This is a genomic window from Porphyrobacter sp. ULC335 (assembly GCF_025917005.1).
Taxonomy (GTDB): Bacteria; Pseudomonadota; Alphaproteobacteria; order Sphingomonadales; family Sphingomonadaceae; genus Erythrobacter.
The window spans coordinates 29,856-53,828 of record NZ_CP078091.1; the positions used below are offsets into that span (position 1 = coordinate 29,856).

Sequence of the window (23,973 nt, forward strand, 5' to 3'; positions counted from 1 at the left end):
GCGGACAGGGGTCAAGCAGATGGTCGCGCTGGTAAGAACGGTTGCCTACCTCGGGCTGGAGGCGCGCGCGGTGGAGGTGCAATGCCAGGTCGCGCCGGGGATGCCCCGGTTCAACGTGGTGGGCCTTCCCGACAAGGCAGTGAGCGAGAGCCGGGAGCGGGTGCAATCCGCGCTCGCCGCGATGGGGCTTGCGCTTCCGCCGAAGCGGATCACGGTCAACCTCTCGCCCGCCGACCTGCCCAAGGACGGGTCGCATTACGACCTCCCCATTGCGCTGGCCCTGCTCGCAGCGATGGGCGTAACCGATGCCGAGCAGCTGGGTGACTGGATCGCAGTGGGCGAGCTGTCGCTGGATGGCAGGGTGGTTGCCAGCCCCGGTGTGCTGATCGCCGCGCTCCATGCCAGCGAGGTCGGCGCGGGCCTCATCTGCCCTGCCGAACAAGGCCCCGAAGCCCGTTGGGCCAGCGGTGTGCCGGTGCTTGCCCCGCGTGATCTGACGAGCCTGCTGGGGCATCTGAAAGGCAGCCTCGTCCTGCCCGAGCCGCCGCGCGGCGGGGTCGCCGATGCGGCCGGGGGCAATGACCTCAGGCAGGTCAAGGGGCAGGAAACCGCCAAGCGCGCGCTCGAGATTGCCGCTGCGGGTGGCCATAATCTGCTGATGGTCGGCCCGCCGGGATCGGGCAAGAGCCTGCTCGCCAGCTGCCTGCCCGGCATCCTCCCCGACCTGACACCGCCCGAGGCGCTGGAGGTTTCGATGGTGCAGTCAGTGGCGGGCACGTTGGAAGCGGGCCGCATCAGCCGCGCCCGCCCGTTCCGCGCGCCGCACCATTCGGCCAGCATGGCCGCGCTCACCGGCGGCGGGTTGAAGGTGCGCCCGGGCGAGGTGAGCCTCGCGCATCTCGGCGTGTTGTTCCTCGACGAGCTGCCCGAGTTCCAGCGTCCGGTGCTCGATTCGCTGCGCCAGCCGCTCGAGACCGGCAAGGTCGATGTCGCCCGCGCCAATGCCCATGTGACCTTCCCGGCCCGCGTTCAGCTGGTCGCGGCGATGAACCCGTGCCGCTGCGGCTATGCGGGCGACCCCGCGCGCAATTGCAACAAGTACCCGCGCTGCGTCGGCGACTACCAGTCGCGGCTATCCGGCCCGCTGCTCGACCGGATTGACCTCCACGTTCACGTGGCAGCGGTCAGCGCGCTCGACATGGCGCTGCCTCCGCCTGCCGAAGGCAGCGCCGAGGTCGCCACCCGCGTCGCGACCGCTCGCGCGCGGCAGACGGCACGCGGCGTCCGCTCCAATGCCGAGCTGGAGGGCGAGAAGCTCGACACCTTCGCCAATCCTGACGAGGCAGGGCGCAAACTGTTGCTGCAAGCGGCGGAGAAGCTGCGGCTCTCGGCGCGCGGCTATACGAGGATGCTGCGGGTTTCGCGTACCATCGCCGATCTTGCCGGTGCCGACACGGTTGGCCGGGCCCACATTGCCGAGGCGCTATCCTACCGGCTGATGACAGGTTAAGGGACAGCGCAAGCCGCCCCCTCCACGCGGCCGATCAAAGGCGCAGCGGCGATTTCGGACGATTCGACAGCTTGGGTGGACGACCAACCCCGGGGCATTGCCGCGCTGATCGCCGCTTTCCGCGATGCATCGCGGCGGCGCAAGCTGGCGGGTCTGGCAATCGCCCTCGCGATCGAGGCGCTGATCCTTCTTCTGCTCCTGACGCTCGGCGTGACCATTGCGGGGGACGAGGATGGCAAGGAGAAGGTGACAAACCTCACGGCGGTCGAATTCGCCGCGCCGCCCGCGCCGGAACCCGAACAGGCGGCCGAGGCGAGCGCGGCCGATACGCCGCAGGAAACCCAGCCTGTGCCCGATCAACCGTTGCCGCAGCCCGCGCAGCCCTCGCCGCAGGTGCTGCTGCCCCGGCCCGCGCCTGAATCGCCACCGCCAGCCGCCCCGCCATCCAAACCAGAGCCGCCACAGCCGCGGCCCTCGCCCAAGATCGGTGCGCGGATCCGGCCCAATGCAGGGGGCTACGGCCCGGCCGATACCGGCAACCCGCGCACTGCGGGCGTTAGCCAGCAGGTCGGAACGATGGCCAATGGCGAGCCGCTCTACGCCGCGCGCTGGTATCGCGAGCCTTCCGATCAGGAGCTCAGCGGCTACCTCTCGACCGCCAACGGCCCCGGCTATGCGCTGATCGCCTGCAAGACCGTGACGGGCTACTATGTCGAGGATTGCCAGCTGCTGAGCGAAGGCCCGCAAGGCTCGCAGATCGGGCGGGCGGTGTTGGCCGCGGCCTGGCAGTTCCGGGTCCGCCCCGCACGGGTCGGCGGGCGAGAACAATTCGGCAGTTGGGTGCGCATCCGGATCGATTACACGGTGCGCAGAGCCAAGCCCTAACCCCTCAGGTGATCCTTGATCACCGCGATGAAATCCGCTCCCCAGGTCTCCAGCTTCTTCGCCCCGACACCCGGCACCGTGCCGAGTTCGGCGAGCGTCTCGGGGCATTGATGCGCCATGTCGCGCAGCACCGAATCGTGGAAGATGACATAGGCGGGCAGGCCATGCTCGCTGGCGAGTGCCTTGCGCTTCGCCCGCAACGCCTCGAACAGCGGATTGCCGATCGGGTTGGCTGCCTCGCCGCCTGCGCGGGCGCGGCGACCGCGGCGTTCCCGCTTGGGCGGCGGTTCAGCGATGGTGACGCCTGCCTCGCCCTTGAGGACGGGCCGTGCATCGGGGCCGAGCATCAGCCCGCCATGCTCGGTCGCCGCCAGCATCCCTCTTGCGACCAGCGTGCGCGCCAGCGGGCGCAGCAGTGCCGCCTCTCCCGCGCCAACGATCCCGAATACCGACAGCGCATCATGTCCGCGGCTGGTGATCCGCTCGTCGCTCTGCCCGGTCAGCACCTTCTCGATATGGCCGATGCCGAAGCTCTGGCCGGTGCGATAGACCGCCGACAGCAACTTCCTCGCCAGCTCGCTGGCGTCGACCACCTGCGGCGGGTTGTCGCAATTGTCGCAGTTGCCGCAAGTCGCGGACGGGTGCTCGCCAAAGTGCCGCAGCAGGATCGCGCGGCGACAGGTGGGGGCTTCTACCAGCTGCGCGAGCATGTTGAGGCGCGCCTGTTCGGCAGGCAGACGCTCCGGCTCGACCTCGCCGAGCCATTGCCGCGCGCGGGCAAAGTCGCTCACCCCCCAGAACAGATGCGCCTCGGCAGGATCGCCATCGCGGCCTGCGCGGCCGGTTTCCTGATAATAGGCCTCGATCGATTTGGGCAGACCGGCATGGACAACAAAGCGCACATCGGGCTTGTCGATGCCCATGCCGAAGGCAATCGTGGCGACCATCACCATGCTTTCCGAGGCGACGAACTCCGCCTGCACCGCCGCGCGACGTTCCGGCTCTAGTCCCGCGTGGTAAAACGACGCCTCGCGCCCCGAACGGGCAATCTGCGCGGCGAGGTCTTCGGCCTGCTTGCGGCTGGGCGCGTAGACGATGCCCGCCCCTTCGAGCCGCTGGAGTAGTTCGGTGATCTGGCGCGGCCCCGAATCGCGCGGGGTGATTGCGTAGCGGATATTGGGCCGGTCGAACCCCGCAACGATCAGCCCCTCGTCAGGAATGCCGAGCTGGCGCAGGATGTCGACCCGCGTCGCCTGATCCGCCGTGGCAGTGAGCGCGAGGCGCGGGACATCGGGGAAGCGGTCGAGCACCGGGCGCAGCATGCGGTAATCCGGGCGGAAATCATGGCCCCACTCGGACACGCAATGTGCCTCGTCGATGGCAAAGAGCGCGATGGGTGCACGCTCGATGAGCGCGTGGAAGCCTGCGGTCGAGGCGCGCTCGGGGGCGACATAGAGCAGGTCGAGGTCGCCATTGCGAAACGCCTCGGCGGTGGCAGCGTTGTCGCTATCGGCCGAAGTCATTGATGCAGCGCGTATGCCCGCCGCGCGGGCCGAACGGATCTGGTCGTGCATCAGCGCGATCAGAGGCGAAATGACGATGGCCGTTCCCGTCCGCGCCAGCGCCGGCACCTGATAGCACAGGCTTTTGCCCGCCCCCGTCGGCATCAGCGCGAGGGTGTGCTGCGCGCGCATCACGCGCCCGATCACCGCCTCCTGCTGCCCGCGAAACGCCGGGAAGCCGAAGGTGCGATGCAGGATGTCATGACATTCCGGGGGCGCAGCCACGCTCATGCGGGCCGCCCTAGCCCATGGCTTGGCGCAAAGGCACCCGCCCGCGCGAAGCTATCGACGGATTATCCGGCGCGTCCTTACCGGAGGGCGGCTTTCTTCGAGGCGAGGTCGACGACATCGCCTTCGCCAAGGTTGGCGCCCTGCGTCGCGATGGTCCCATCCGCCCGCTTGCCGAGGTTTTCGGGACGGACCAGCCACAGGTCCTGATGGCCGAGAATGCGCCCGTCATGCGCGAGGATCGAGACGGGCCCGATCGGCAGACGGTCATGCTCGTCGACCAGCACCGGGTCCTCGATCACCGTTTCGGCGCCATATTTCTGTCCCCACTGGCGCAGCGCCAGCATCGCCGGGAGCAGATCGAAGCCCTTTTCCGTCAGCCGGTATTCGATTTTGCGGCGGTCATCGGCGCAGGGTTCGCGCTTGAGAATGCCGTGCTCGACCAGCTTGGCGAGTCGGTTGGAGAGGATGTTGCGGGCAATCCCGAGCTCGCTCAGGAATTCCTCGAAGTGTTTGAGACCATTGAAACTCGCCCGCAGGATCATGAACGACCAGCGTTCACCCATTACCTCCAGCGCCTGCGGCAATCCGCATTCGATCAGTTCGCGCAGCGGTTCTCTCAGCTCACCCATGGATCGTTTCCCTTCCCCTTCCGGGGTGTTGTGTAACCGATTTTACGCGGCTCACAAAAAAAATTAAGTTTTCGGTTGCAACTCACAACCTAGTTAGTTAGGTAGCGAATAGCAACCGGTTTCGAATCGAAATGTTGCATTGCAAAAGACGGTGACTGAGACCATGGGGCGGCGCCCCACAAGAAAATGAAAAGGCAAAGGATACCCCCTATGATCAACACCCTCTCCCTCCCCCGCACCGGCAAGTTCGCCATCCTCGCTTCGGCGCTGGTTTACACCGGCCTCAGCTTTGGCGTTGCCACCAGCGGCGCGCCGCTGAACGCTGCCGGCACCCCCTATTACAGCGCCACCCTGGCTGCCCCGGCGAGCGAAACCCGCTTCGTGGCTGGCGGCGTCGCCTGGACCTGCGAAGGGGCCACCTGCGTTGCCGGCAAGGCAAGCGCGCGTCCGCTGCGCATCTGCCGCGGCCTGAACCGCAAGTCGGGCGAAATCGCCAACTTCAAGGTGCTCGGTCAGCCGATCGAGGCCGAAGAACTGGCCAAGTGCAACGGCTGATCACCGGCCGGTTGATACAAGTCCCTCTCTGTCCGGCGTCCCCCTCTCCAACCGGACAGAGCTCCACGAGCCCCCGGCGCGCTTTCCCCAAGGCGCGGCCGGGGGTTTTGGATTCTCGAGCCACTGTGAGTCCCCGCGCAGGCGGGGACCTCGTTCGGACTGGCATGAAGCTGACTGAGGTCCCCGCCTGCGCGGGGACTCGCGCGGCCTAAAGCAGGCCCGCTGCGACCAACTGCGCTTCAAGCGCCCCTGCATCAGTAAACAGATGCGCGTCCCATCCACGCGCCTTGGCGGCGGCGATGTTGTCGGGGTTGTCGTCGGTGAAGAACAGCGCTGCGCCCTCGCGCCCGCTACGTTCCTCAACGATTTCGTAGATCCGCGCCTGCGGCTTGGCGACCTTCTCGACGCCCGAGACGATGATGTCCTCGAAGTGATCGAAGATCGCCTGGGTGGGGCGGAACATCTGCCAGAACTCGTCACCGAAATTGGTCAGGCAGAACAGGGGTACGCCGGCCGCAGCAAGCCGCTCCACCAGCTCATGCGAGCCTTCGACAGGCCCTGGCACGGTCTCGTTGAAGCGCGAGGCATAAGCGCGGATGTGGTCTTCATACTGCGGGTAGAGCGCAATCCGTTCGGGCACCATGTCAGCCAGCGCGCGGCCGCGGTCGTGTTCGAAATGCCATTCCTCGGTGACGACATGGCTGAGGAACCAGTCCAGCTCCTCACGGTCATCAATCAGCTTTTCGAACAACGCGCCCAGCTGCCAGTGGAACAGCACCCGCCCGACATCGAACACCGCAGCCTTGCGCATCATAACCTCAATCGCCTGAGCCCCAAAAGCCTGCGGCCCGCGCTCCGGTGAGGAGGCGGGCCGCGAATTCCATCAGCCGCCCATGCCGGGCAGCCGCGTCAGCTTAGCCCTGGCGGGCCTTGAAGCGACGGTCGGTCTTGTTGATCACATAGGTGCGGCCGCGACGACGGATCACGCGGTTATCGCGGTGACGGCCCTTCAGCGACTTGAGGCTGTTGACGATCTTCATGGCGCTCGTTTCCAAAAGAGAAGCGCGCCAGACAAGGCCGACGCGCGTTAAATCGAAGGGTGCCGTTAGCGACACCGGCCTGCGGCGTCAATGCGAGTCTGACCCGTTCACCCTCTCAGATCGCTCAATTTGCGCTCCCATGCCAGCGCATGGGCGATGATTGTGTCGAGATCGGCGTGCTGCGGCCCCCAGCCGAGCGTCTGCTTGAGTCGCGCCGGGTTCGAGATCAGCGAATCGGGATCACCCGCCCGGCGCCCCTCGATCCGGCGGTCGAGCTTGCGATTCGTCACCCGGTCGACGGCGTCGAGCACCTCCTGCACCGAGAACCCCCGGCCATAGCCGCAATTCATCGTCAACGAGCGCGACGGATCAGCGATCAGCGCCTCCAGCGTCAGCACATGCGCGGCGGCCAGATCGCTCACATGGATATAGTCGCGCACGCCTGTGCCATCGGGGGTTTCGTAATCGGTCCCGAACACCGCGACCGATTCGCGCTTGCCCAGCGCAGCCTCGATCGCGACCTTGATGAGATGCGTCGCACCAGCGGTCGATTGACCGCTGCGCGCCTGCGGATCAGCGCCCGCAACGTTGAAATAGCGCAGCACGCCGTAATTCATCGGGTGCGCGGCAGCGACATCGGCGAGCATCTGCTCGGTCATCAGCTTCGACCAGCCATAGGGGTTGATCGGGCGCTGCGGGGTATCCTCATCCACCGCCGCGACCTCGGGGATGCCGTAGGTTGCCGCAGTCGACGAGAAGATGACGTGCGGCACGCCCGCTGCCACCGCCGCTGCGATCAGCGCGCGGCTTTTGGCGGTGTTGTTGTGATAATACTTGAGCGGGTCCGAGACGCTTTCGGGCACCACGATCGAACCGGCGAAATGCATGATCGCGCGGGTGTTCTGCTCGGAAAAGATCCGCGCCAGCAGGCCCGCATCCTCGATATCGCCTTCATAAAGAGGCACGCCTTCGGGGATCGCAAATCGGAAGCCGGTCGTCAGATTGTCGATCACCGCGACCGGCCAGCCTGCATCGCGCAGGGCAAGCACCGCGTGGCTGCCAATATATCCAGCCCCGCCGGTTACGAGGACGGATGGTTTGCTTTGAGAGGTCATGCCGCGCGCTCTAGCACAAATTCTGCTTAGAAAATCTCAACCTGAATCAGACACACATCCCTCCAACGCAGAGGTCTGTGCACGTTCATCCGTGCATCGTATAAGGTGCAGGCCACGAAAGGAACCACCCCATGATCCGCCTGCCCCTTCCTGCTTCGTTCGCCGCCCTTGCCGCCGCTACGCTGGCACTCTCGGCCTGCGCGACCTCTCCCTATACCGGCCCGGTCGAAGTCACGCGCTTTGTCGCGCCGAACCCCGCAGGGCTTGGCAAGGGGACGATCGCGATCACCTTCCCTGACGAGGTCAAGAACGAAGGCGCACGCCAGGCCTTTGCCGCCGCAGTCAGTGCCGAGCTGGCGCGGCTCGGCTATACCGTGGTCGCGGAAGGTTCGTCCGCCGGGCAGATCGCAGCAGTCCGCACGAGCCGCGCGCCGATTGCCGCCGCACCGGTCGAAGGCCGTCGCGGGCCGGTCAACGTCGGAGTCGGCGGAGGCACCGGCGGCTTCGGATCGGGTGTCGGCATGGGTGTCGGCATCAATCTGGGCGGCGGGCGCGAAAGCCCGGAAGCCATGACCGAATTGTCGGTGCGCATCAGCACAGCTGACGGCAACACCCTGTGGGAAGGCCGTTCCCAGATCGCGACCGGCGTGAAATCGCCCTACTCGCAGGTTGATACCAGCGCGCGCACGCTCGCGGCCGGGTTGTTCCGGGACTTCCCCGGTGGCAATGGCGAGACCGTGGCGATCGACGCCAGGAAGCTTCAAGGAACCAAATGACCTCTCTTTTCATCGATGCCGGGTTCGACAGCGGCAATATCGAGGTGCTGGGGATTGACGGACGCACAGCGCGCCTTGCGATCCGCCGCGACAATGCATCGGACTTCTTCCAGTGGTTCCACTTCCGGGTCAGCGCACCTGCGGGCGAGGAGGTCGTGCTCAAGCTCACCGGCCTCAATGCCAGCGCCTATCCGGGCGGCTGGCCGGACTATGACGCCTGCGTCTCCGAAGACCGTGACTATTGGGCCCGCGCGACGAGCACCTTTGACAAGGATGAGGACGGCGGCACGCTGACAGTGCGCTACGTCCCGTCGGCCGGCGTGTTCTGGTGCGCCTATTTCGCGCCTTACTCGATGGAGCGTCACCATGATCTGATTGCCGAGACGGCGTCATGCGAGGGCGTGGATTACGTTCGTCTCGGCACCACGCTCGATGGCCAGCCGATCGATTGTCTGGAGATGGGCGAGGGCAATGTGAAGGTGTGGCTCTATGCCCGCCAGCATCCGGGCGAGACGCAGGCCGAATGGTGGATGGAGGGCGCGATCGAGTGCCTGATCGATCCGGCTGATCCGGTCGCGCGCGCGCTGCGCAAGCAATGCCGCATCCACATCGTTCCGAATTGTAACCCAGATGGTTCGCGCCGCGGCCATTTGCGAACCAATGCGGTGGGCACCAATCTCAACCGCGAATGGGCCGAGCCCACCCCAGAACGCTCGCCCGAAGTGCTGGCGATCCGGAACCGCATGGATGAAACCGGCGTCGATTTCGCGATGGATGTCCATGCCGACGAAGCGATCCCGGCCGTGTTCATCGCCGGGTTCGACGGTATCCCGTCGTGGACCCAGGCACAGGGCGACGGTTATGATCGCTACCAGCGCATCCTCGACCGCCGCACGCCCGATTTCCAGACGAAGCTGGGCTATCCCAGGGCCCCGGCAGGCCGCGCCAACCTGACAATGAGCACCAATCAGCTTGCCGAACGCTTCGGCGCGGTCGCGATGACGCTGGAGATGCCATACAAGGACCTGGCCGACTTCCCCGAGCCCGAGCAGGGCTGGTCGCCGGAACGCTGCAAGCTTCTGGGCCGCGAATGTCTGGCGGCGCTGGTGGAATGGCTTGAGGGCAGCGAAGGCTGATCAAATCCCGGCGGCCAGCGCCGCGGCTCTCCCGGGAATGCAGCGCCAGTCTAACATGAACTGGTACATGAAACCGATGCTCAACGTGAAAGCGATGAGCTAGCGGACCGCTCTGCCAAGAATATATTCCAATATAAAAGGAAATGCAGATGAAGCGGTTTTCGATTGCCCTTGCTCTGGGGGTGTCGCTGTTTGCCGTGCCCGCCGCGGCGCAGGAAGAAACGAGTGACAATGGAGGCTTCGCCGTCGGCGTAGTCCTCGGGTTTGACGCGATTGGTGTTGAAGCAAACAACAGGACCGAGAGCGACTCCGGCGTCGTGACCGGCTTGACCGCCGGGTACGACATTGTCTCGGGCAAAGGCATTATCGGCGTTGAAGCCGAAGTGACCGACACGTCGATCGGCGACGGCGTCGGCATGGACGGCTATCTCGGCCTGCGCCTCGGCTACGAGATGGACTCGAACGACGTCATCTACCTGAAGGGCGGATACACCTGCATCGAGGTGGACGAAGACGAGGAGCTCGAGGGCATCCGCGCCGGTGCTGGCTTCGAACACAACTTCGGCGGCTTCTTCGGCCGTGTCGAATATCGCTATTCGAACTACAACGTGAGCGACGTTCTCGGCGAAGGATTGAACGGCAACCGCCACCAGGTGATGATTGCTGCAGGCGCCAAGTTCTAAGTTTAGCTCTGCAACACCACGCAGTGACGGGCCGGGAGCAGCGCTTCCGGCCCGTTTCTTGTTTGTCAGACGGTTTCAAACATCCAAATCGGCCCGTGTCAGGCCAGATGCCCCGGCCCAAAGGCGTGCGGCAGCAGGGCTGACAGGCTCACGCGCCGCACGTCGTCCTTGCTCACGCACAGCACCAGCGGATCGGTGCCGCCCAAGGCAGCGACTTCGTTGAGGACCTGGCGGCAGCGGCCGCACGGGGTGATCGGTTCGGCATCGGCCTTCAGCCCCACCACCGCCACAGCCACCAGACCGCCGCGCCGCCCCTCGCCCATGGCCTTGGCGATGGCGACTGTCTCGGCGCACAGCGCAAGGCCGTAGCTCGCGTTCTCGACATTGCAGCCGGTGATCACCGCCCCGTCATCGAACAGCAGCGCCGCGCCCACGGGGTAGTCCGAATAGGGGGCGTAAGCATGCTCCGCTGCGGCAAAGGCGGCACCGATCAGGGCCTTTTCCTGTGCGCTATCCAGAGTCATTTCTGCACCACCACCCATTCGACCGGCTCCTCGCTCGCCTCGGTCACGCGCGCACCATTCGCGCTCCATAGCAGCCAGGGGCGCCCCGCATAGTCAGGCCGCGCCCGGTCACGCGCCAGCCAAAGGTCTCGCGCCAATGTGGTTGCGGTCCCGTGCCGCTCCTGAAACGCGGGCGAAAGCTTGAGGATGACCGGCTTCCCCGCGTGCATCTCGATCTGGTTGATCAGGGTCATCAGCTCGCTCTCGACCGCGGCATCGCTGACCTTGGGGTCGCAGTCAGTGGCGAGCTGACCAAGATTGATGGCAGGCGGCAAAAGCTCGGGATCGCGCGGCACCATCTGGGCAAACATCCCGCTCTGCGCGTCGGCCCCCGCGCAAGGATCGAATTCAAGCACCACGCCCACCTGCAAGCCAGCGTCGCGCGCGCGGATGAAACGGTCGGCAAATCCGCCGGGCGAATCCGCTCCCGGCCCTGCAACCAGCGGGAGATAGGCGAACTGCGCGCCCACCGCTTTCAGCGTCTCGAACTTGACCGGCGATCCGCCCGCCGGAACCAGCGCACCCTGTTCGGGATAGAGCGCGGGATCAGGGCGCCATTCGCGCATGTCCCACCACAGCCACGCGGCAAAGGCGAGGCCGAACAGCACCGCCAGCGCTGCAAGCCGCCACAACCAGCGGCGCGGCGCATTGCGCGACCCGGCGCGCGCCCGGCCCTTGCCCCCTTTTGCCATGCCCCTCAGCCCTTGATGTGCAGCACGCAGATCAGCGTGAACAGCCGCCGCGCTGTGGCGAAATCGGTCTCGACCTTGCCTTCGAGCCGCTCGAGCAGCAGCTCGGCGGCGTTGTTGTGGATGCCGCGGCGGGCCATGTCGATCGTCTCGATCTCGGCCGGGGTCGCCTTGCGGATTGCCTGATAATAGGAATCGCAGATCGCGAAATATTCGCGGATCGGGCGGCGGAAGCGAGCCATGCCGATCAATAGCGTTTCGAGCAGCGTCTCGCCGGTATCGCGGATGTCCATCGCCAGCCGCCCGTCGGTGACGGACAGATGCAGGTGATAGGGCCCACTCGCCCCTCGCTCGGCCGATCGCACGGGTTTGAAGGTGTTTTCCTCGATCAGATCATAGATCGCGACGCGGCGTTCCTGTTCGACATCGGCATTGCGCCACAGGATCGTCGCCTCGTCGAGCGTCACCTGGGCAATGCGCTGCGCCCCCGCAGCACCGGGTGCGGGCGAGACAGGGAGGGAATCGGGCGGCGTATCGGCCATCGGGATACGCCTTCGCAGATCGGGGGGCCGGACTTCAAGCACTTCGACACGCTCTCCCCACTATCCACAGCGTCGGAAATAAATATTGGGCACTTCAGACCTTGCGCGAACGGGGCAAGCGCGCGCATCTGGCCGGCATGGCCGAACCCGAAAAAGTGACCCCGATCAAACCGCAAAGCCCCGATGGCGAACTGCCTGTGCGCAAGCTGCCCGCCAATCTCGAGGCGGAGGCCGCGTTCCTCGGCGCGGTGCTGATCGACAACCGGGTGATCGAGGAATTGCAGGTGCCGATCCGGGCCGAGCACTTTTTCGAGCCGCTGCACGCGCGCATCTATGGCCGCGTGCTCACTCTGATCGAGCGCAACGCCACCGCATCGCCCGTCACGCTGCGCCCCTTCTTCGAGGCGGACGAGGCGCTGAAGGAATTGGGCGGCACGTCATACCTCGCGCAGCTGACTGCCAGCGGCGCAGGCCTGCTGGTGCCGCGCGAACTGGCCCAGCAGATCTACGACCTCGCCTTGCTGCGCGAGCTGGTGAGCGTGGGGCGCGGGCTGGTTGAAGGCGCGCTCGATACCTCGGAAGACACCTCGCCGATGGACCGCATCGCGCAGGCCGAGGCGGATCTGTTCCGCGTGGCCGAAGGCGCGGCGACGGGGCGCGAGGCGGCGACCTTCCGCGAGGCTGCGATGCACGCAATCAAGCTTGCCGAAGCGGCGATGAATTCGGGCGGGGGCCTGTCGGGCAAGACCACCGGGCTTTCGAGCATCGACCAGAAAACCTCGGGCCTGCACAATTCCGACCTTATCATCCTCGCCGGGCGTCCGGGCATGGGGAAGACCTCGCTCGCCACCAACATCGCCTTCAACTGCGCCGAAAAGCACCTCGAATGGCAGCGTGATGGCGGCGAGTTCAATTACGGGGCGCCGGTCGCTTTCTTCAGCCTCGAAATGAGCGCGGATCAGCTGGCGACGCGTATTCTGGCGGAACAGGCGGAAATTTCGTCCGAGGCACTGCGCAGCGGCAAGCTGAGCCGTGAGGATTTCCAGAAGCTGTCCTATGCCAGCCAGCGCCTCGCCGAATTGCCGCTCTACATCGACGATACGCCCGCGCTGACCATCGGCGCCCTGCGCACCCGCGCGCGGCGCATGAAGCGGCGGCACGATATCGGGCTGATCATCGTCGATTACCTCCAGCTGCTGCAAGGATCGGGCCGCGCCAACGACAACCGGGTGAACGAAATCTCCGAAATCAGCCGCGGGCTGAAGACCCTGGCAAAGGAATTGCAGGTCCCTGTGATTGCGCTCTCGCAGCTGTCCCGCGCGGTCGAAAGCCGCGAGGACAAGCGCCCGATGCTGTCCGACCTGCGCGAATCCGGATCGATCGAACAGGACGCCGACATGGTGTGGTTCATCTTCCGCGGCGATTACTACCACCTGCTGGTCAAGCCCGACACACCGGACGCCGCCTCGACGCCCGACGTGCAGGAGAAGTACCGCCAGTGGGAGGAGAAGTTCGAAGGCCTTCAGGGCCGCGCGACGCTGATCGTCGCCAAGCAGCGCCACGGTTCAACCGGCAACGTCCCGCTCCATTTCCAGAGCGACATCACCAAGTTCACCTCGCCCAATTACAAGGACTATTCGGACTACGGGTTCGAGTAGGTCAGGCGGTCACCGCAACCGGGTCGGCAGTTGTGGGCCCGCAGAGCGTTGCGCCCTTGGCCTGGTAAAGCGCGCGGTCGGCGAATTCGAAAAGGTCGTCGGCACGCGCGCCATCTTGCGGCCATTGGGCCACGCCGACGCTTGCGCTGACATTGACCGGCACCCCGTCGATGACGTGCGGGCGCACCAGCGCGATCAGGATCCGCTCGGCAAGCGGCGCGGCACTGAGCGGCGAGTGCGGCGGGATCAGCACCGCGAATTCATCGCCCCCCTGACGCACCACCAATCCGCCATCGCCGATGGTCTCGCGCAGACGGTCGGCCACCGCGCGCAGCAGCTTGTCGCCAAAGCCATGGCCAAAGCGGTCATTGACCGGTTTGAAGCCGTCGAGATCGAGCAGCGCCAGCCGGAAGCCCGGGGCGTCCTCGCCCTTGGCCAGCAAGGCCGCGATGCGCGCATCAAGCGCGCGGCGATTGGCCAGCCCGGTCAGCGGATCGGTGTTGGCAAGGTCGCGGGTCTGCTGCTGCAATTGCAGCAGATCGACCAGCATCGCATGACCTTGAAGGATGAAACGCACGAGGATCGCGGTTCCCAGGATTAGACTGGTTGCCGCTGCCATCTCCGCCGGACGGCCCGAGGCCAGCATCAGCGCCGAGATCGGCACGACCCCGATCACCAGATTGAGGACGGCGGCAAAGCGGATCGCCGAAAGACAATAGGCGGTGGCCAAAGCGCCCATCGCGATGATCATGGCGAAGCTCGCGTGGTTGCTGGTCGGCGATGCAAGCCAGTTGATCACCGCCCAACTGCTGCACATCACCCCGACCCAACCAGACACGCTGGCGGTCTTCCTGACGATCAACTGCGCTCGCCGAAGGCTCAGGTGGCGGCTGCGGCTGATCTTGTTTTCGATCAGGCCCAGCACGCAGAGCACCGCGAGCAGTGCCGGCATCCCGTATTTGATACCCCAGTGCAGATCGGCCGAGCCTGCCCATGCCGCGGTCGGCGTGGTGGCAAGCAACATCAGATACATCACCGGCGTCTGGGTCTCGACCCGCCGCGCGCGCAGCATGGTGAAATCGTCCCGGATGGCATCCGGGATCGGCGGCAGCAGCCGCCGCCGTAAAGCTCTCAGTCCCCCACTCATTGGAAAGGCCTTAAGGGCAGACCGTAAAATGCGCGTTAATCAAACCCGCACCGATGCAACGTCAGTTGCCGCGCCATTTAAGCAGCAGCCATGGCACCCGGTCCGGGGCGAACTGCACGCGGCTCTTACGGTCGAAATAAGGCGGCATGTGATCGCCGACCAGCAGGATATCGGTGGGCGGGAAATCGGCGGCGGTGATCTCTTTCACGATCGCCGCGTCGATGGAATCCCAGATCGCGATCTGACGGCAGATCATCGGGTAATCGGCTGCCAGCTTGGCGGATACGCGCTTGCAATCATCGACGTTGAGATTGTTGTTCGCGGGCACCGGCAGGTGGGAGTTAACGGTGAGCCAGTAGACGAATTGCGGCTTTTCGGCAGCCTTCAGGCGCGCGGCCAATTGCCGTGGCACATCGCGGTCGCAGGCTCCCGGGAATACCCCGCCGCACACCTCGGCTCCTGCCTTTAACAGGTCCGTGCGGAAGATCAGGTTCTGGAAGCCGACATTCGGATACCACGCACTGCGCGCAAAAAAGTCGCCATCAAAGCTGTGATATGCCGATGTCTCGAAGCCTTGGCGAGCAAGCCGGGCAGGCAGGCAGCCCGCATCGCTCTGGTCGACGAGCGCATAGTAGTCGTCCCAGCGCCCGCACAGTTCGCGCATTTCGCCAGCGGTGGTCGAGCCGAAATAGGTGGTGGTGCCAGTGGACACCTCGAACCGCGAGCGTACCGCCGGATCGTTGTAACGCTCGAAGATCAGCCGGCGCATTTCCGCATTGTCGACCGGGACGCCCAGCGATTCCACCATCACCAACAGCACGTGGCGCGGAGGCGCGGCACTCGCGGGCACAAGTCCCGCGTTGGAGACAGCGGACGAGAACGGCGCGTCTGCGGTCTGCAGGCGCTTGTAATGGCCGCTGATCCCGTAGGTCATGTAGTAATCGACCGCCGCGACCATCGCGACCGCACTTGCTGCCAGCAAAAGCGAGCGCGGATCGGCGAAATGACGGGGCTTTCGCAGGGCAAGGAAGGCCGCGATAACCAGACCGGCAAGGAACACGCCAATCAGCATGTATTCCAGCGAATTGAACGCGTTGAGCTCGCCAATGAAGACGACCGACCGGCTGAGTGAGTAGATCGGCAAATTGAACAGCGCGCTCAGCAGCGACACGAGCGCATAAGCCAGTCCCGCGATGAACCCGGCGCATTGGATAAGCCAGGGCATACGCCGGACGAACAGGCCGAGAGCGCCGAAGATCACGATCGAAGACACACGCGGCGGCGAGCCGACCAGATACATCAGGCTGAAGGCGAGATTGGCCAGCACCACCCACACCAGCAGCCACCGCGCCAGCGCAGCCTTCTCGTCAGGCTCCAGAGCGAGCGAGGGAAAACGGCTCAAGATGGCTTGGCGCACGCTGTATTTGCTCCGCTCGGGGAGATCGCAGCCCTTGCCGGTTGGCGCCGCGTCTCTTCAGGGCAGCGCTATGAAGGAACAAGGTTAGCAGCTGGTAAATCGCTGCCCTTTAGAGCACTTTCCGACCATTCTGGCTTACGACGCGCTGACCTTGCTGATCCGGTAATCCGCAAGGCTCATCCAGTAGGCAATCCGCCAGCGAAGCCGGTTGAGCGGGGTGCTGTGGCGGGCGTACCATGCAGGGGTGATCGCCTCGCTCGAGGCTTCCATGTGATCGATCAGCTCGCGCAATTTGGCGGCGAGGGTGGCATCCTCTATTCGCACCATCAGCTCGACATTGATGCGGAAGCTGCGCTTGTCGAGGTTGGCGCTGCCGACATAGCTCGCATCGTCCACCACCATCAGCTTCATGTGGAGCTTGCAAACCCCGAACTCGAAGATCTTCACGCCCGCGCGCAGCAGCTTGCCGTACAGCAGGCGCGCCATGTCGATGGCGGCGGAAATGTCGGACTTTCCGGCCATGATCATCCGCACCTGTCCGCGCCGCCCGACGCGCGCAATCAGGCGGCGGAAGCTGCGCGGCGGGGAGAAATAGGCCGAGACCGTGTCCAGCCGCCTGGCTGTCACCAGATCCTTGCGCAGGACCCAGGCCCAGTGGCCCTGTCGCACCAGCGGGCCGCCGACGAGCAGGCGGACCGGTCCGTCGCCGCCATCCCATTGCTTGACGATGTCGCGCAGCGCCCGCAGCTGGCGGGTCCGCCCCTCTGCCTCGTTGGCGACCCAGCGTTGCAGCAGCCCGAACCAGCGGACGAATTGTTCCAGCACCGGCCCTTCGATCACCACCGACAGATCGCACCAGCCGTTGTCGGCAGGGGTCGCAAAATAGTGGTCCGAGACGTTCGCGCCTCCGGTCATCACACGCGCATCATCGGCGATGGCGATCTTCTGGTGGTTGCGGACGAAATACCGCTTGCCCCATTTGGGCGAGAAGATTGCAAAGGTGCCGCCCGCTTCAATCAGCGGTTCGAAGAACTCCGCGCCGGCGTCATTGCCGAAATCATCGACGATCAGGTCGACCGACACCCCGCGCCGCGCCGCCGCGACCAGCGCATCACGCACCATCGTGCCCGAACCATCACTGTCGAACAGGTAATAGAACACCTTGAGCGACTGCTGCGCCGATCCGATCAGATCGACCAGCCCCTTCAACCGGTCCTGTCCATGCGGGTAGAAGGTGAAATCATGACCGGCTGCGGTCAGGCTGAACGGATCGAGATCGCAGTAATCCGGCGCATCCGTGGCTGTCGGGTCGGCGGACGATTCGGCGGAGGATGTGGCCATGTGCCAAGGTGTAGCGCGTCATCGGGGCAAAGCGACAGGCTTACGCGACGAACGGGTTATTTGCTGCGGGCGCGCCCCGATCTTGACCTCATTGCCTACCGGGCAGATAGACAATTTCCATGCTCTCGCAGAAGACCCGCTATGCGATCCGCGCCATGCAGCACCTTGCCGATGCTTACGGACAAGGCCCGGTGCAGCTTGCGGCAATCGCCGATGAACAGAAGATTCCGGCCAAGTTCCTCACCGTGATCCTGTCCGAGCTGACGCGTTCGGGCCTGGTCGAATCCCAGCGCGGGCGGGATGGCGGATATTGGCTGGCGATCCCGCCGATCGATATCACCTATGGCGATCTGATCCGGCATATGCGTGGCAGCCTTGCGCTGGTGCCCTGTGCCAGCCGCTACGCGCACGAGAAGTGCAAGAACTGCCTGGAGGAAGGCGAGTGCCGCACCCGCGCGTTGCTGCTGGATGTGAGGGATCGCACCGCGCAGATTCTCGACTCTATCCGTCTGTCCGATCCGATTGCGCCGGTGCCGTCCTTTGCCGGGGACACCGCCTGACAAAGGCGCGCTGATCGCCCCGGCGCGCAAAGCCCACCTTTCGGCCTGCAACAGAATTTCTGTCCTGCTCGCCCTATTGTCAATCAAATCACTAGAGTTTAATTCGGTCGTTGCGGGCACCTCCCGCGCAACGAAAGGCCCAATCATGGACCATAGCGAGAAACGCTCTGTCGAAGGCGGGGTTCTGCCTGACGCTCTGGCGCTGGTACGCGAAGCGCTCGGGCGGCTGCGCTACGGCGCGATCCATCTGACCGTGCACGACGGCAAAGTCATGCAGATCGACATTACCGAAAGGAAGCGGCTGACCGACTGACAGGCAGGCCTCACCGCTTCACGAACCAACCAACAGGGACCCGCAGACCGGACAGCCGGATGCATTGCCCGCTTTTTCAGGCGAGACACAATGTATCCGATTTCCACCCGCAGCGCCGCGCTGCTCGGCGCGGCATGGGCCGCAAGCCTTGCTACCCATGCCGCAGCGCAGAACGACGCCTCCGGACCGACGAACACCGAAACCAACGCACAGGAGCAGGACAGCAATGACATCATCGTCACCGCCCGCCGCCGTTCCGAAAGCGCGCAGGACATCCCGCTCGCCGTGTCGGTGATCGACGCCAAGCAAATCGACGAGACCGGAGCGTTCAACGTCAACCGGCTCCAGCAGCTTGCCCCGACGTTGCAGTTCTATTCCTCGAACCCGCGCAACACGGCGGTGAACATCCGCGGCCTCGGCGTGCCGTTCGGCCTGACCAGCGACGGGTTCGAACAGGGCGTCGGCATCTATGTCGACGACGTCTATTATTCGCGCGTTGCTTCGGCGACCTTCGACTTCCTCGATGTCGCCCAGATCGAAGTGCTGCGCGGGCCGCAGGGGACGCTCTACGGCAAGAACACCACCGCGGGCGCGATCAACATCACCACCAACCAGCCGAGCTTCGATTTCGAAGGGCGGGCGGAGCTGAGCCTCGGCAATTACGAGTTCCGGCAGGCGCGGCTCGCGCTGTCCGGCCCGCTTTCGGAAAATGTCGCGGCGCGCGTCGCCTTCTCGGGCACAAGCCGCAGGGGCACAATCCGCAACCTTACCACCGGGCAGGACATCCAGAGCCTCGACAATCTCGGGGTGCGCGCGCAGGTCTTGTGGGAGGCCGCCGACAACCTCAAGATCACGCTGGTCGGCGATTACAACAAGCAGGACGCCAATTGCTGCGGATCGGTGTTCGTGCGCACCGGCGCGACCCAGCGCCCGTTGAACCGCCAGTTTGCCGCACTCGCCGCCGCGCAGAACTATGCGCCGCCCAGCGACAATCCCTTCGACCGCGTGACCGATCTCGACTCGCAGCTCAACGCGGGCAACGTGATCGCGGGCGCATCGCTGCGGCTGGTGTGGGACATCGGGCCGGGCACCTTCACCTCGGTCACCGCGTGGCGGTACTGGGACTGGAAGCCGGAGAACGACCGCGACTTTACCGGGCTGTCGATCGTGGCCCTGTCGCAGAACCCTTCGCAGCAGAACCAGTACACGCAGGAATTTCGCTACGCCTACACCGGCGATACATTCGACTTCGTGCTCGGCGCTTTTGCCTTCGACCAGCGGATCGACACACAGGGCACCGAAGCGCAGGGCCGCGCCGCCAGCCGCTGGAACATCGCGCCGGGCAATGCCCTGTCGCTCGACCCGACCGTGCTCGACGGGCTGACCGCGCGCAACACGCAGTCGCTTGAAAGCACCAGCCTCGCCCTGTTCGGGCAGCTGAGCTGGAAGGTGACGGACGCCTTCACCATCCAGCCGGGCGCGCGGCTCAACTACGACAGGAAGGCGGGGTTCTATCAACGCCGCGTGTTCACCGGCACCGGGGCGGAACTGACCGGCACCGAGACCGACGCGCGATCCCGCGCACAGCTGGCGGTGTTCCAGCCGCAGGTGAGCAGCCCTGAGGACACCGACTGGAACCTCACTTACGACCTCACGCTGAGTTACGAGCTGGCTCCCGATGTGCTGGCCTATGGCACCTATGCCAAGAGCTTCAAGACCATCGGGATCAACCAGAACGGACTTCCGACCGACGCGAATGGCCAGCCGATTGCAGCGGCAGGGACGATCCGCCCGGAAAAGGTCGATCATTTCGAGCTGGGCCTGAAAACCCGGTTCTGGGATCGCCGCGCGACCTTCAACCTGGCCGCCTTCCGCACCGACATCCGCGATTATCAGGCGACGGTGAACAACGGCCAGTTCGGGGTTTTGCGCGGGTTCCTCGCCAATGCGGGCAAGGTGCGTTCGCAGGGGATCGAAGCAGACTTCAACATCCGCCCGAGCGAGCGTTTCACCGCCTATGCGAGCGGCGCTTACACCGATGCGAAGTACGTGCGCTTTGTCGATGCGCCCTGCCCGCCGGAACTTGCGGGCGGCACCACGGCGACCGCTGGCCAGACCCCTTCCGCCCCCGGCACGCCCGGGGGGATCAGCCCGGCCAATTGCGACATCTCCGGCCAGCGCCTGCCCGGCGTGTCGAAGTGGGCGTTCTCCTTCGGGGCGGAGGGCAATGTGCCCGCCACCTTCCTCGGCAAAAGCGGCGAGGCCTATCTGGGTTATGACGGATCGTACCGGTCGAACTTCTCGTCCAACCCCTCGCCTTCGGCCTATACCTTCGTGGACGGCTACCACCTGTCCAATTTCCGCCTTGGTTTCCGTTCAGACGATGGGCTCAACATCTTTGCCTGGGTCAGGAACGCGTTTGACGAGAACTACTTCGAGCAGCTGTTCGTCGGCCCCGGCAATACCGGGCTGATCGCAGGCCTGCCCGGCGATCCGCGCACATGGGGCGCGACCGCCAGCATTACCTTCTGACCGCTGCCACAAGCAGAGAGGACCGCCTCATGCCCGACATTATCCAGCTCCTGATCGACATCGCGCCGTTCATCGCCATCGGCTTTGCAGCGCAGATGATCGACGGGGCGCTGGGCATGGCCTTCGGCGTTACCACGCAGACCCTGCTGGTGAGCGCCATGGGCGTGCCCCCGGCAAGCGCATCGGCCAGTGTCCATCTGGTCGAGCTGTTCACCACCGGGGCTTCGGGGCTCAGCCATGCTTGGCACCGCAATGTCGACTGGGGGCTGTTCCGGCGGCTGGTGCCCTACGGCGTGCTGGGCGGGGTGACGGGCGCCTATGTCCTGTCGAATGTCGATGCCTCGGCGGCGCGGCCTTTCGTGATGATCTATCTGACGGGAATCGGATTTTACCTCCTGTGGCGCGCGATCCGGATGGCCAAGCCCCGCTTCGAAGACCCGCGCTACACCCGCCCGCTCGCCGTGGCCGGAGGCTTCCTCGACGCGGCGGGCGGCGGCGGGTGGGGGCCGGTTGTGACGAGCAACCTGCTGATCCAGGGCGGCGATCCGAGGAAGATCATCGGGACGGTCAACACCGCCGAATTCCTGCTGACCCTGTCGATCTCGATCACCTTCCTGATCACCCTCGGCCCGGCAGCCTTCACGATCATCACCGGCGGCTTGATCATCGGCGGCGTGGTCGCCGCGCCATTCGGCGCGCTGCTGGCGAGCCGGGTGCAGCCGCGCCTGCTTTTGCTCGCGGTGGCACTGGTGCTGATCATCACCAGCGCTTACAGCATCGCCAAGGCGTGGCCGATTATCTAGGGCCGATTATCTAGGGCCGCTCTTCCACGCCGAGGGATGCCGGAATGGACACCGAACTGCTGCTGATCTGCGCGCTGACCGGCGTGATCAACCTGATTGGCGCGCTCGCCTATGCGGCGCGGATCGCGGGCGTGCGCACCGGACGCATCGCCCTGTCGTTTGCGCTGTTCAACGTGCTGCTGCTGGTCTCGCGCACCTCGAACGGGTTCCTTGGCCCCTTCCTTGCCAAGCGGATCGAGACCGCACTGACAAGCGGCGGGGGAGACGCGCTGATCTGGGAACTGCGACTGGTTCTGTTCGCCGCCGCTGCTTCCGTGGCGCTGGGGATCGTGCTGGTGCCGACCGGGCAGCGGGTCTTTGCCGCGGCGATCACTTTTTTCCAGACCAACCGTTCGACCACCAAGCTGATCCTGCGCAGCATGACGCCCGCAGGCCTCGGGACTTTGCGGGATTCAGTCGCGCTCCCCTCGGGCGAGACGCTGCGTTCGCTGAAAGGCCCGCGCGGCGTGAGCTGGTCGGTGCTGATCGCCAACGCGCTGGCGCAGGCGCTGCTGGCGGTGGGGGTGATCGCATCGCTCTACGCCGGCTATCTCGTCCCCGAATTCCGCGTCACCGCCTCGCAGATGACCGCGATCGTCAACGGCTTTGCCACGATCCTGCTGTTCGCGCTGATCGACCCGCAGATTTCCGCGCTGACCGACGATGTCGTCGATGGCTCGGTGAGCGAGGCGACCTTCCGCCGTGCGATGATCTGGGTCTCGCTCAGCCGTCTGGCGGGCACGCTGCTGGCGCAGGTGATGCTGGTGCCTGCCGCGGTGGTGATCGCTTACGCCGCCGGCTGGATCTAGAGCACTTCCCGACCACTCCGGTCGGGAAGTGCTCTAACCAGCAAGGCTGAGCGCAAGGCCGCCAAGCGCCGACACGCCGAGCAGTCGCAGCACGCCCCACCTGGCCCCGAAAGCCAACGCGAAGGCGAGCGCCGCCAGAAGCCCGGCGCGCCAGTCGAAGCTTGCAAGCTCGGGCCAATCGAACCGCAGCGGCCCCGCCTCGACCTCGCCGACGCGGGCAAACAGCACGTGCAGCGCGAACCACACGGTGAGGTTCGCAATAACGCCGACCACCGCCGCCGTCACCGCCGCCAGACCGCCCTTAAGCCACACCGCCTGCCCCATCCGGTCTATCCATGGCGCAAAGGCGAAGATCCACAGGAAGCACGGCGCAAAGGTCACCCAGGTCGTCAGCCCCGCCCCCAGCAATCCGGCTACCAGCGGCGAGAAGGGCTCGGGCGCACGGAACGCGGCGAGGTAGCCGACGAACTGCGTCACGAGGATCAGCGGCCCCGGCGTGGTTTCGGCCAGCCCCAGCCCGTCCGCCATCTCGCCCGCCTGAAGCCAGCCAAAGCCCTGCACCGCCTCCTGCGCCATATAGGCGAGCACCGCGTAGGCGCCGCCGAAGGTCACGATCGCCAGCTGTGAGAAGAACGCGCCGATCTGCCACAGCACGTGATCCTGCCCGAGCGTCGCCGCAATCAGCGCCATCGGCGCGGCCCAGATTGCGCCCCACACCAGCACCGAGATTATGGTCGTGCGCCATGGCCGCGCGGGTAGCGCGCCGCCCGCCTTGCCGGGCTTCAACGCCAGCCAATCGGGCCGCGTCCGGGCAATCGCGATCCCGATCAGCCCCGATCCCAACACGATCAGCGGGAAGGGAAGATCGAACAGGAACAGCCCTGCAAAGGCTGCGACCGCCAGTCCCCGCTTGAGGTTCGTATCGAGCGCACGTCCGGCAATCCGCAGCAACGCCTGCACCACAATCGCCAGCACCGCAGCCTTCACGCCGAGGAACAGCGCGGCAACCCAGCCAAGGTTCGCGGCCAGTGCGTAGAGCACCGACAGCGCAAGGATGATGCAAGCGCCCGGGATCACAAACAGCAGCCCGGCCGCCAGCCCTCCGCGCCAGCCATGCAGCCGCCAGCCGATCCACGTCGCCAACTGTTGCGCCTCGGGCCCCGGCAGGAGGTGGCAGAAATTGAGCGCGTGAAGGTAATCCTCCTCCGCCACCCAGTGCCGCTCCTCCACCAACTCGCGGTGCATCAGCGCGATCTGTCCGGCCGGTCCGCCAAAACTGAGGAAGCCGATCCGCGTGAACACGCGCAGGAGATCGGAGAATGCGATGGTTTCGGGAGTGTCCCCCGCCCGAGACGCGGAATGCGATACGTCCAATTCGGCCATGCCTACCTCGCAAAGAGCCCTGACGCGCGCGTCAGGGGATGATGACGAGGCAACG

Annotated in this window: 24 protein-coding genes; 12 read left to right on the top strand and 12 right to left on the bottom strand. The window is 65.3% G+C overall.

Going from position 1 to position 23,973, the window contains the following annotated elements; all coding sequences use genetic code 11:
• The first annotated feature begins 19 nt into the window (after positions 1-19).
• Both KVF90_RS00150 and KVF90_RS00155 read left to right on the top strand, forming a co-directional pair.
• Positions 20-1,510: a YifB family Mg chelatase-like AAA ATPase gene (locus KVF90_RS00150; RefSeq protein WP_264392828.1), complete on the top strand. Its 1,491-nt coding sequence runs from the start codon at positions 20-22 to the stop codon at positions 1,508-1,510.
• Between the two features lie 75 nt (positions 1,511-1,585).
• Entirely contained in the window at positions 1,586-2,395 is an 810-nt protein-coding gene (locus KVF90_RS00155; protein WP_264392829.1) for a hypothetical protein, read from the top strand.
• On the opposite strand, the gene recQ is transcribed toward KVF90_RS00155, so the two are convergent.
• Both recQ and KVF90_RS00165 read right to left on the bottom strand, forming a co-directional pair.
• Complete coding sequence (gene recQ / locus KVF90_RS00160; protein WP_264392830.1) at positions 2,392-4,188, bottom strand: DNA helicase RecQ; 1,797 nt, start codon at positions 4,186-4,188, stop codon at positions 2,392-2,394. The two genes, KVF90_RS00155 and recQ, sit on opposite strands and share 4 nt — an antisense overlap.
• A gap of 77 nt (positions 4,189-4,265) precedes the next feature.
• Positions 4,266-4,817 carry a winged helix-turn-helix transcriptional regulator gene (locus KVF90_RS00165; protein WP_264392831.1) on the bottom strand — a complete coding sequence of 184 codons (552 nt, stop codon included), beginning with the start codon at positions 4,815-4,817 and terminating at the stop codon, positions 4,266-4,268.
• A gap of 210 nt (positions 4,818-5,027) precedes the next feature.
• Here KVF90_RS00165 and KVF90_RS00170 point away from each other — a divergent pair, with 210 nt between their 5' ends.
• Positions 5,028-5,372 carry a CC_3452 family protein gene (locus KVF90_RS00170; RefSeq protein ID WP_264392832.1) on the top strand — a complete coding sequence of 115 codons (345 nt, stop codon included), beginning with the start codon at positions 5,028-5,030 and terminating at the stop codon, positions 5,370-5,372.
• Between the two features lie 208 nt (positions 5,373-5,580).
• Here the strand turns inward: KVF90_RS00170 and KVF90_RS00175 are convergent, their stop codons facing one another.
• The 3 genes from KVF90_RS00175 to galE all read right to left on the bottom strand — a co-directional run bounded on the left by KVF90_RS00175 (position 5,581) and on the right by galE (position 7,527).
• Complete coding sequence (locus KVF90_RS00175; RefSeq protein ID WP_264394588.1) at positions 5,581-6,183, bottom strand: HAD-IA family hydrolase; 603 nt, start codon at positions 6,181-6,183, stop codon at positions 5,581-5,583.
• A gap of 103 nt (positions 6,184-6,286) precedes the next feature.
• Positions 6,287-6,412: a type B 50S ribosomal protein L36 gene (gene ykgO / locus KVF90_RS00180; RefSeq protein ID WP_017666014.1), complete on the bottom strand. Its 126-nt coding sequence runs from the start codon at positions 6,410-6,412 to the stop codon at positions 6,287-6,289.
• A 107-nt stretch (positions 6,413-6,519) separates the two neighbouring features.
• Positions 6,520-7,527 (bottom strand): UDP-glucose 4-epimerase GalE, encoded by a 1,008-nt coding sequence (gene galE, locus KVF90_RS00185; protein WP_264392833.1) that lies wholly within the window; start codon positions 7,525-7,527, stop codon positions 6,520-6,522.
• A 131-nt stretch (positions 7,528-7,658) separates the two neighbouring features.
• Between galE and KVF90_RS00190 the strand changes: the two genes are divergently transcribed.
• From KVF90_RS00190 to KVF90_RS00200, 3 genes are all read left to right on the top strand, one after another.
• Positions 7,659-8,303 (top strand): hypothetical protein, encoded by a 645-nt coding sequence (locus tag KVF90_RS00190; protein ID WP_264392834.1) that lies wholly within the window; start codon positions 7,659-7,661, stop codon positions 8,301-8,303.
• Positions 8,300-9,439 carry a M14-type cytosolic carboxypeptidase gene (locus tag KVF90_RS00195; protein WP_264392835.1) on the top strand — a complete coding sequence of 380 codons (1,140 nt, stop codon included), beginning with the start codon at positions 8,300-8,302 and terminating at the stop codon, positions 9,437-9,439. The genes KVF90_RS00190 and KVF90_RS00195 overlap by 4 nt, the downstream gene beginning before the upstream one ends.
• A 149-nt stretch (positions 9,440-9,588) precedes the next feature.
• Entirely contained in the window at positions 9,589-10,122 is a 534-nt protein-coding gene (locus KVF90_RS00200) for an outer membrane protein (RefSeq protein ID WP_264392836.1), read from the top strand.
• A gap of 98 nt (positions 10,123-10,220) precedes the next feature.
• Here KVF90_RS00200 and KVF90_RS00205 read toward each other — a convergent pair whose 3' ends face one another.
• The 3 genes from KVF90_RS00205 to KVF90_RS00215 are packed head-to-tail and all read right to left on the bottom strand — an operon-like array spanning position 10,221 to position 11,916.
• Positions 10,221-10,664: a cytidine deaminase gene (locus tag KVF90_RS00205; protein WP_413676996.1), complete on the bottom strand. Its 444-nt coding sequence runs from the start codon at positions 10,662-10,664 to the stop codon at positions 10,221-10,223.
• Positions 10,643-11,377, bottom strand: a complete 735-nt coding sequence (locus KVF90_RS00210; protein WP_264392837.1) for a lysozyme M1 precursor — start codon at positions 11,375-11,377, stop codon at positions 10,643-10,645. The genes KVF90_RS00205 and KVF90_RS00210 overlap by 22 nt, the downstream gene beginning before the upstream one ends.
• Positions 11,378-11,382: 5 nt before the next feature.
• Positions 11,383-11,916, bottom strand: coding sequence for a UPF0262 family protein (locus KVF90_RS00215; RefSeq protein WP_264392838.1), 534 nt, complete (start codon positions 11,914-11,916; stop codon positions 11,383-11,385).
• A gap of 137 nt (positions 11,917-12,053) precedes the next feature.
• Between KVF90_RS00215 and KVF90_RS00220 the strand changes: the two genes are divergently transcribed.
• On the top strand, positions 12,054-13,574 hold the full coding sequence (locus KVF90_RS00220; RefSeq protein ID WP_264394592.1) for a replicative DNA helicase: 1,521 nt from the start codon (positions 12,054-12,056) through the stop codon (positions 13,572-13,574).
• 1 nt (position 13,575) lies between these two features.
• On the opposite strand, the gene KVF90_RS00225 is transcribed toward KVF90_RS00220, so the two are convergent.
• The 3 genes from KVF90_RS00225 to KVF90_RS00235 form a co-directional block, all read right to left on the bottom strand.
• Positions 13,576-14,721 carry a sensor domain-containing diguanylate cyclase gene (locus KVF90_RS00225; protein WP_264392839.1) on the bottom strand — a complete coding sequence of 382 codons (1,146 nt, stop codon included), beginning with the start codon at positions 14,719-14,721 and terminating at the stop codon, positions 13,576-13,578.
• Positions 14,722-14,782: 61 nt separating this feature from the next.
• Entirely contained in the window at positions 14,783-16,138 is a 1,356-nt protein-coding gene (locus KVF90_RS00230) for a sulfatase-like hydrolase/transferase (RefSeq protein WP_264392840.1), read from the bottom strand.
• Between the two features lie 135 nt (positions 16,139-16,273).
• Complete coding sequence (locus tag KVF90_RS00235) at positions 16,274-17,479, bottom strand: phospholipase D-like domain-containing protein (protein ID WP_264392841.1); 1,206 nt, start codon at positions 17,477-17,479, stop codon at positions 16,274-16,276.
• 119 nt (positions 17,480-17,598) lie between these two features.
• Here KVF90_RS00235 and KVF90_RS00240 point away from each other — a divergent pair, with 119 nt between their 5' ends.
• From KVF90_RS00240 to KVF90_RS00260, 5 genes are all read left to right on the top strand, one after another.
• The gene (locus KVF90_RS00240) at positions 17,599-18,039 is read left to right on the top strand and encodes an RrF2 family transcriptional regulator (RefSeq protein ID WP_264392842.1); all 441 of its coding nucleotides are present in this window, start codon (positions 17,599-17,601) and stop codon (positions 18,037-18,039) included.
• Between the two features lie 145 nt (positions 18,040-18,184).
• Positions 18,185-18,352, top strand: a complete 168-nt coding sequence (locus KVF90_RS00245; RefSeq protein ID WP_264392844.1) for a YezD family protein — start codon at positions 18,185-18,187, stop codon at positions 18,350-18,352.
• A 90-nt stretch (positions 18,353-18,442) separates the two neighbouring features.
• Positions 18,443-20,884 (top strand): TonB-dependent receptor, encoded by a 2,442-nt coding sequence (locus KVF90_RS00250; RefSeq protein WP_264392845.1) that lies wholly within the window; start codon positions 18,443-18,445, stop codon positions 20,882-20,884.
• Positions 20,885-20,913: 29 nt separating this feature from the next.
• A complete protein-coding gene (locus KVF90_RS00255) occupies positions 20,914-21,687 on the top strand; it encodes a sulfite exporter TauE/SafE family protein (protein WP_264392846.1) in 774 nt (257 codons plus the stop codon).
• Positions 21,688-21,731: 44 nt separating this feature from the next.
• Positions 21,732-22,535: a lipid II flippase Amj family protein gene (locus tag KVF90_RS00260; protein WP_264392847.1), complete on the top strand. Its 804-nt coding sequence runs from the start codon at positions 21,732-21,734 to the stop codon at positions 22,533-22,535.
• Positions 22,536-22,568: 33 nt separating this feature from the next.
• Here the strand turns inward: KVF90_RS00260 and chrA are convergent, their stop codons facing one another.
• Positions 22,569-23,918 (bottom strand): chromate efflux transporter, encoded by a 1,350-nt coding sequence (chrA, locus tag KVF90_RS00265; RefSeq protein WP_264392848.1) that lies wholly within the window; start codon positions 23,916-23,918, stop codon positions 22,569-22,571.
• Between the last annotated feature and the right edge of the window lie 55 nt (positions 23,919-23,973).